This is a genomic window from Cyanobacteriota bacterium (assembly GCA_025054735.1).
Lineage (GTDB): Bacteria > Cyanobacteriota > Cyanobacteriia > SKYG9 > SKYG9 > SKYG9.
Map to the genome: position 1 here is coordinate 1 of JANWZG010000193.1, position 6,961 is coordinate 6,961.

The 6,961-nt window shown below is 48.0% G+C and carries 10 protein-coding genes; 8 read left to right on the plus strand and 2 right to left on the minus strand.

Annotation, left to right across the window (positions count from 1 at the left end; translation table 11 throughout):
* A partial coding sequence (locus NZ772_10565; GenBank protein MCS6813994.1) for a 1-acyl-sn-glycerol-3-phosphate acyltransferase occupies window positions 1-275 on the minus strand: 275 nt, incomplete at its 3' end.
* A gap of 18 nt (window positions 276-293) precedes the next feature.
* Window positions 294-1,190: an ACP S-malonyltransferase gene (gene fabD, locus NZ772_10570; protein ID MCS6813995.1), complete on the minus strand. Its 897-nt coding sequence runs from the start codon at window positions 1,188-1,190 to the stop codon at window positions 294-296.
* A gap of 303 nt (window positions 1,191-1,493) precedes the next feature.
* Between fabD and NZ772_10575 the strand changes: the two genes are divergently transcribed.
* From NZ772_10575 to NZ772_10610, 8 genes are all read left to right on the plus strand, one after another.
* Window positions 1,494-2,501: an adenosine kinase gene (locus tag NZ772_10575; protein ID MCS6813996.1), complete on the plus strand. Its 1,008-nt coding sequence runs from the start codon at window positions 1,494-1,496 to the stop codon at window positions 2,499-2,501.
* 376 nt (window positions 2,502-2,877) lie between these two features.
* Window positions 2,878-3,291 carry an ATP synthase subunit I gene (locus NZ772_10580; protein ID MCS6813997.1) on the plus strand — a complete coding sequence of 138 codons (414 nt, stop codon included), beginning with the start codon at window positions 2,878-2,880 and terminating at the stop codon, window positions 3,289-3,291.
* Between the two features lie 66 nt (window positions 3,292-3,357).
* Complete coding sequence (gene atpB, locus NZ772_10585) at window positions 3,358-4,113, plus strand: F0F1 ATP synthase subunit A (GenBank protein ID MCS6813998.1); 756 nt, start codon at window positions 3,358-3,360, stop codon at window positions 4,111-4,113.
* 121 nt (window positions 4,114-4,234) lie between these two features.
* Window positions 4,235-4,483, plus strand: coding sequence for an ATP synthase F0 subunit C (gene atpE, locus NZ772_10590; protein MCS6813999.1), 249 nt, complete (start codon window positions 4,235-4,237; stop codon window positions 4,481-4,483).
* A 132-nt stretch (window positions 4,484-4,615) separates the two neighbouring features.
* Window positions 4,616-5,098, plus strand: a complete 483-nt coding sequence (locus NZ772_10595) for a F0F1 ATP synthase subunit B' (protein MCS6814000.1) — start codon at window positions 4,616-4,618, stop codon at window positions 5,096-5,098.
* Window positions 5,099-5,234: 136 nt separating this feature from the next.
* Window positions 5,235-5,777 carry a F0F1 ATP synthase subunit B gene (locus NZ772_10600; GenBank protein ID MCS6814001.1) on the plus strand — a complete coding sequence of 181 codons (543 nt, stop codon included), beginning with the start codon at window positions 5,235-5,237 and terminating at the stop codon, window positions 5,775-5,777.
* Window positions 5,778-5,779: 2 nt separating this feature from the next.
* On the plus strand, window positions 5,780-6,328 hold the full coding sequence (gene atpH, locus NZ772_10605; GenBank protein MCS6814002.1) for an ATP synthase F1 subunit delta: 549 nt from the start codon (window positions 5,780-5,782) through the stop codon (window positions 6,326-6,328).
* A 35-nt stretch (window positions 6,329-6,363) separates the two neighbouring features.
* Window positions 6,364-6,961, plus strand: a 598-nt coding sequence (locus tag NZ772_10610; protein ID MCS6814003.1) for a F0F1 ATP synthase subunit alpha, incomplete at its 3' end; no start/stop codon positions are given.

Sequence of the window (6,961 nt, forward strand, 5' to 3'; positions counted from 1 at the left end):
TTTGCTGCCCCCACGTGGGGCACTCTAAATAACCCTTCCTTAGCCATGATGGCTACCGGACGACCCACACAAGTGGCCAAACGCGGTGGGTAAACGTCACTCGCATGATTGCTAACAACCACGACCGGGCCACGCATAGGGACATTCTCGATACCATAGCGCCGCCCTTGAAAGTAGGTAAATAGCGTAGGCATGATGATTAGCCACTTAAAAGCATTGTAGGGTATGAGATTAAGTGGATGCTCTCGCTGCTTTGCAATAACAATGCTAGCCATAGAACTTTATGCCCATAGTTATTGTGATGCTATCCATGCCTTTAGATCCGTAAAATTGCTAATATTCTCCAACACTAGCTCAGGGCAAGTTCGCTTGACGAGGCCAGTCAAGACTTTGCCAGGGCCAATTTCGACCACACGCTCAACACCATTAGCTGCCAGATGCAGTGATATCTCTCGCCACCGCACTGGTCCCGTCATTTGGCGAGTTAACCGATCGCGCAACACGTGAGCGTCTGTGGTTGCTGTTGGTTCAACATTAGATAGCACAGGAATTTTAGCATCGTTAAATGACACTAAATCCAATACAAGCTGAAACTCGGCTGCTGCATCAGCCATGAGGGGTGAATGAAACGCACCCGACACATTGAGCGGAATTGCTTTTCGCACCTTAATCGCCGACACTACAGTATCCACGGCTTCAACCGTGCCTGAAATAACAACTTGGCCAGGGTTATTATCATTAGCTAGGATGACTCCTGGGGTTTGGTCAATTGCTGCCTCCAGCTCAGCGCGCTCAAACCCAACTAGGGCGACCATCTTGCCGTCGGATGCAGCATCCATCAACTCAGCACGACGCTTAACAAGCCGTAATCCAGACTCAAAACTAAATACCCCCGCTGCGTAAAAAGCAACGTATTCACCCAAGCTATGGCCAGCAACCCAGTTAGGCGTATAACCTTCTGTCATTAATAAGTCTACTAACAGACTTTCGATGAGATAAAGACAAGGCTGAGTATAAAACGTTTTTGCAAGGCGGTCTTCTGGCCCTTGGCAAACCTCAATGACTGACCAACCTAAAACATTAGATGCCCATTCTAATCGTTCTTTGGCAGCAGGCAACTCTAACAGGTCCATACCCATGCCAACTACCTGGGAACCCTGCCCAGGAAAAACCCACGCGGTTTTCATCACCATTCCAGTGCCCTCAGGGGCGTTAACGTCAGATCTTTGAGTGTATCAGGGCAGCTACCTCGATCGACTGATAAACTTACAAACTTAAGTCTGTTTAGGTTCTGTCAGGTTGAGTGTGCCTGTTGCCAAGATCAAAGGTGGGAATAGTACCTGTTTGGCCTTCATGGCATATTGGCCGTGGCTGAGCCTCCTAGGGAATAGACTGCTGAGAGTAGATACTCTGCCTTGCAATCCTAGGCTAGACTGGGAGCATTTTGAATCTGTACGTTAATACCAATTGGTGCGCTAGCCCAGGGAGAGACTATGACTGAAAAGCAATACGACGTGTTTGGTGTAGGAAATGCACTGGTAGATACATTAGTAACCATCGACGAGCAGTTTCTGGTAGACAACCAGATTACTAAAGGTGTAATGACGCTAGTCGATTCCCACCGCCAAGGTGAACTGTTAGCTGCCCTCAGCGACCATCACTTAGAGCTACGCTCTGGCGGTAGTGCCGCTAATACCATGGTTGCCTTGGCAAACTGTGGTGGCACTGGTTGTTACACTGGCAAAGTTGCTAACGACACTAACGGCGAATTTTACAAATTGGATATGGAAAAGGCTGGTATTTTTTTTGAAGTTGAGCCTGCCTCTGCCCACGAAGGCTACACTGGCACTTGCGTTGTGCTGACCACACCTGATGCCGATCGGACAATGCTAACGCACCTAGGTATTTCCACCACATTGTCTGCAACTGATATTGATAGCGAACGACTTCACAGGTCTCAAATTGCCTACGTTGAGGGCTACTTGTGGGATGGAGACAGCACGAAGCAAGCTTGTGTTCACACTATGGAACTGGCAAAGCAAGCAGGCATTACGACTGCCTTTACCTATAGCGATCCATTTTGCGTCAATCGCTCCCGTGATGACTTTGAGCAACTCACTCGTGATTATGTGGATATTGTCTTTTGTAACCACGAGGAAGCCGTTGCCTTTAGTGGACAGGATGACCCCGAACAAGCTATCCAGACGATCGGTAAGCTCTGTCCGACGGTGTTTATGACATGGGGCGCTAGAGGAGCCATTGTCTGTCATCAGGGCAGTCTTGCCACGGTGCCTGCGTTTCCAGTGCAACCGATTGACACCAACGGAGCAGGGGATGCCTTTGCCGCAGGTGTTCTCTATGGATTAACCCACGGCTACAGCCTCACCAAAGCGGCACGCTGGGGCAACTACATTGCCTCTCGCATGATTCTAGAAATTGGTGCCCGCCTATCTCTCAGCCTTAAGGGCCAGCAAGATAGCATCCTTCAGGGATTCAGCTAGATGCAGTGTTACTAGAGCACATGCAGCAAAATCTAACAACTCTCTACATCTATTGCTAGCTTTAAGATTGCCAAAGCAACATCAAGCAAACACTGTTAGTACCTGACAGGCAGTTTGAACCATGCTAGTAGGCTAGATGCCGAGATTATGCTCGATGTTATGACTGTGCAGTCGGTAGAAGAATTATTAGCGTTTGCAGATTTCAATTCACATAGCGTGCAAATGACGCATATAAGTGATCCCCCACGTGGTATGATGCGTAACGGTTAAGAACGATTAAGCTAACACTATTCGACAGTTTTAGAGAATTCACAACTGCAATCAGTGGTTAGATTCTGATGTTGAATGGTTGGTTAGTAACAGGTATTAGAGTTCTATGGCAGAGATTGAAGCAGTTCCGGATGTTGCCGAATCGTCAAATATCCAGACTGATTCTATGCAAGAATACTATGACCTTCAACGGCAGTTGCTCATAACTACGCTGGTGATCTTAGCCATTGTTTTTGGCTGCGTCTGGTATTTTTACTCTCTTGCGATCGCACTCAACTACCTGATTGGAGGCTGCACAGGCGCTGTCTATCTAAGAATGCTCGGTAAAAGTGTCGAACAGCTTGGTAGGCAAAGAAAGCGTCTGGGAAACACTCGATTGTTGCTACTAGTAGGGTTGATTATAGTAGCAAGTCGATGGCATCAGTTGGAAATCATTCCAATCTTTTTAGGTTTTCTGACCTATAAGCTTGCGGTGATTGCCTATGTCTTACAGACAACACTTAAGCCAAGTAGTCACTGATGTTGGCACTTCGGCTAATTGCAGCCCAAAGACTATGTTTCATCTTTTGAAGGACGCAGAGGTGACATGCTGCATTCGCTAAATGGCCTAGGTTCCCTAGTTCTTGCTGAGTTGGAAGTTGGCAAGCATTTTTACTGGGAGATTGGTAACCTCAGACTTCATGGTCAGGTGTTTCTGACCTCATGGTTTGTGATTGCCATCTTAATTATCCTTTCCATCCTAGCCACTCGCAATATTAGTCGCGTGCCAAGAGGCTTGCAGAATCTTTTGGAATACGCCCTTGATTTCATTCGAGATTTGGCAAAAACAAATATTGGGGAAAAAGAATATCGTCCTTGGGTTCCATTTGTAGGTACATTGTTCTTGTTTATTTTTCTGTGTAACTGGTCAGGCGCTCTGGTGCCTTGGCGACTGATTAAGTTACCAGAGGGTGAATTGGCAGCACCAACTAGCGACATTAATACAACAGTGGCATTAGCTCTGTTGACCTCCTTGGCGTACTTTTACGCTGGGTTTAGTCGCAAGGGGTTGGGATATTTTGGCAACTACGTCCATCCAACTCCAATTATGTTGCCATTCAAGATTCTAGAGGATTTCACCAAGCCTCTTTCTCTGAGCTTCCGTTTGTTTGGCAATATCCTGGCGGATGAGTTGGTGGTTGCGGTCTTGGTGCTGTTGGTGCCTCTGTTTGTGCCGCTTCCTGCGATGGTTCTAGGGCTATTCACTAGTGCTATTCAGGCGTTGATCTTTGCGACCTTGGCTTCTTCATACATTGGGGAAGCGGTTGAAGAGCACGAACACGGCGAAGAGCATCACGATTGACGTGATGTCGGTGAATGGGAGGTTGGTTGCCTCTCAGGTAAAGGTAAGGGTCTGACTATCGGTGCAAGCGAATCATCGATTCAGAGTTTGTTGTTGTGTACAAAAGGTAAGGAAAACTGTTATGGATCCATTAATTTCTGCTGCTTCTGTTCTAGCTGCTGCGTTGGCTGTAGGTCTGGCAGCGATCGGTCCTGGTATTGGGCAAGGTAACGCTGCTGGTCAAGCGGTGGAAGGTATTGCTCGTCAACCAGAAGCGGAGGGCAAAATTCGCGGCACCCTGTTGCTGAGTCTGGCATTCATGGAAGCCTTGACAATCTATGGTCTAGTAGTGGCTCTGGTGCTTCTGTTTGCTAACCCGTTTGCTTCATAGCGTTTTCAGGTGAGGTGAAGCATGGCCTAGACCTATCAACTTTAGTTGGTCTTCTTAGCTAGTGTCATGCTTCTATCGATAGCAAGTGGAACATTGTGTTCCCTGAATCAATTCTTCACATCGGGATTAGCAATCATGCATTGGACTTTTCTACTGGCAATTGAAGCGGCAGAGGAAGTAACCAAAGAAGGTGGTTTATTTGATTTGGATGCCACCCTGCCGTTGATGGCGTTGCAGTTCTTACTGTTAGTGGCTGTTCTCAATGTCGTTTTCTACAAACCCCTGGGCAAGGCTATCGACGATCGCAATAATTACATTCGATCCACCCAAGCCGATGCCAAGGAACGGTTAGCTAAGGCGAATGCATTGGCAAAGCAGTACGAGGCAGAACTGGCTGAAGCGCGCAAAAAGTCCCAAGCAGTTATCAACGCTGCAAAGGAAGAGGCAAGTAAGCTAGCTGCCCAAGAGTTGGCCAAAGCCCAGCAAGAAGCGCAGGCGCAGCGCGAGCAGGCACAGCGCGAGTTAGACCAGCAGAAGCAGTTAGCACTTCAAGCCCTAGAGCAGCAGGTGGAAGGGTTAAGCAATCAAATCTTGGCGAAGCTTTTGGGCACCTAGTGCCAGAGAAAATCACTGTTGGAAAAGTCGCTATTGAGTCGCTTCTGGTTTCTAGCTGGCTCTCTTTAGATTCTCAATGTCCCGCTGAGAGGTTATTGGTTGACAGTTTGGGCAATACACCATTGGTAAGGCGCAAATGAATTGGATAGATAACTTTTTTGTATTGGCAGCAGAGGTGGCAGAGAGTCACAGTGGTGGCTTTGGGCTGAACCTTAATCTCCTGGAATCAAACGTCATCAACTTGGCGATCGTGATTTCACTGCTAGTGTATTTTGGGCGTGGTTTTCTGGGAAATGTACTCTCAAAGCGACGGGCAGACATTGAGCAGGCGATTCTTGATGCTGAAAGTCGCCTGCAAGAAGCATCTGCAGCTCTAGCTGATCAACAGCAGAACTTGGCACAGGCTCAACAAGAAGCCGAGCGCATCAAGGCAGCAGCAGAAGAGCGAGCGAAAGCCACCAGAGAAGCGATTCTGCAACAGGCGCAGCGAGATATTGAGCGCATGAAAGCTATGGCTGCCCAGGAGCTTTCTTCAGAACAAGAGAAAGTCATGGTGGAATTGCGGCAGCGCGTGGTGGCACTAGCATTGCAACGAGCAGCAGAGCAGTTGCCAAGTCGTATTGACGAGTCAACTCAGCAGCGGTTGGTTGACCGTAGTATTGCAATGATTGGAGGCTAGTTATGACTACCTTGAAGGAGTCGATCGTTGAACCCTATGCCCGCGCCCTAATGTCCCTAGCTCAGGAACACGACCTCACTGAGCGTTTTGGTGAGGATGCTGCTAGCTTAATTAAGTTGCTTCAAGATTCAGATGATCTGCGTCAGTTTTTAGCAAATCCTCTAATAGACGGTGCTAGCAAGAAAGCTGTCCTGCACCAGATTGTTGGTGATCAGCTTCATCCCTATGTCAAAAACTTTCTCATGGTTCTGGTCGATCGCCGCCGAATTGGACTCCTCGATAGGATTTGCCAACAGTATCAGGCACTGCTGCGTGAGTTGAAGCAGACTGTTTTAGCAGAAGTTTATTCAGTGCGAGAATTGACGGATGCCCAGGTGCAAACCATTAAGAGCAAGGTTATGGCAATTACAGGTGCCCGTGATGTGGAGTTGTCTACAAGTTTAGACCCTAGCCTTATTGGCGGTATAGTCATCAAAATTGGTTCTCAGATTATTGACGCTAGTCTGCGCGGGCAACTGCGTCAAATTTCCCTGCGCCTGATGGCAGGTTAATAGTTTAATTTGTCCTTAACAACCCCTGAATCCCTATGCTAAGTATCAGACCTGACGAAATCAGCAGCATTATCCGGCAGCAAATTGAGCAATACGACCAAGATATCAAGGTGGCCAATGTGGGCACTGTACTTAAGGTCGGTGACGGCATTGCCCAAGTCTATGGCCTAGACAAAGTTATGGCCAGTGAACTGCTGGAGTTTGAAGATGGTACCGTTGGTATTGCACTTAACTTGGAAGAGGACAACGTGGGTGTGGTGCTGATGGGCGACGGTCGCTCTATCCAGGAAGGCAGTACGGTGAAATCGACTGGTAGGATTGCTGAAGTTCCTGTAGGAGAGGCAATGATCGGCCGAGTTGTGGATTCCCTAGCGCGGCCTATTGACGGCAAAGGAGAAATTGTTACCTCAGAAACTCGCCTGATCGAGTCTCCAGCACCAGGCATCATCGCTCGGAAGTCTGTGTACGAACCTCTTCAAACGGGCATTACTGCGATCGATGCAATGATTCCCATTGGTCGTGGTCAACGCGAACTAATCATCGGTGACCGCCAGACTGGAAAAACAGCCGTTGCTGTAGACACGATTCTTAACCAGAAGGGTGGTGACGTAATTTGTGTGTACGTAGCGATCG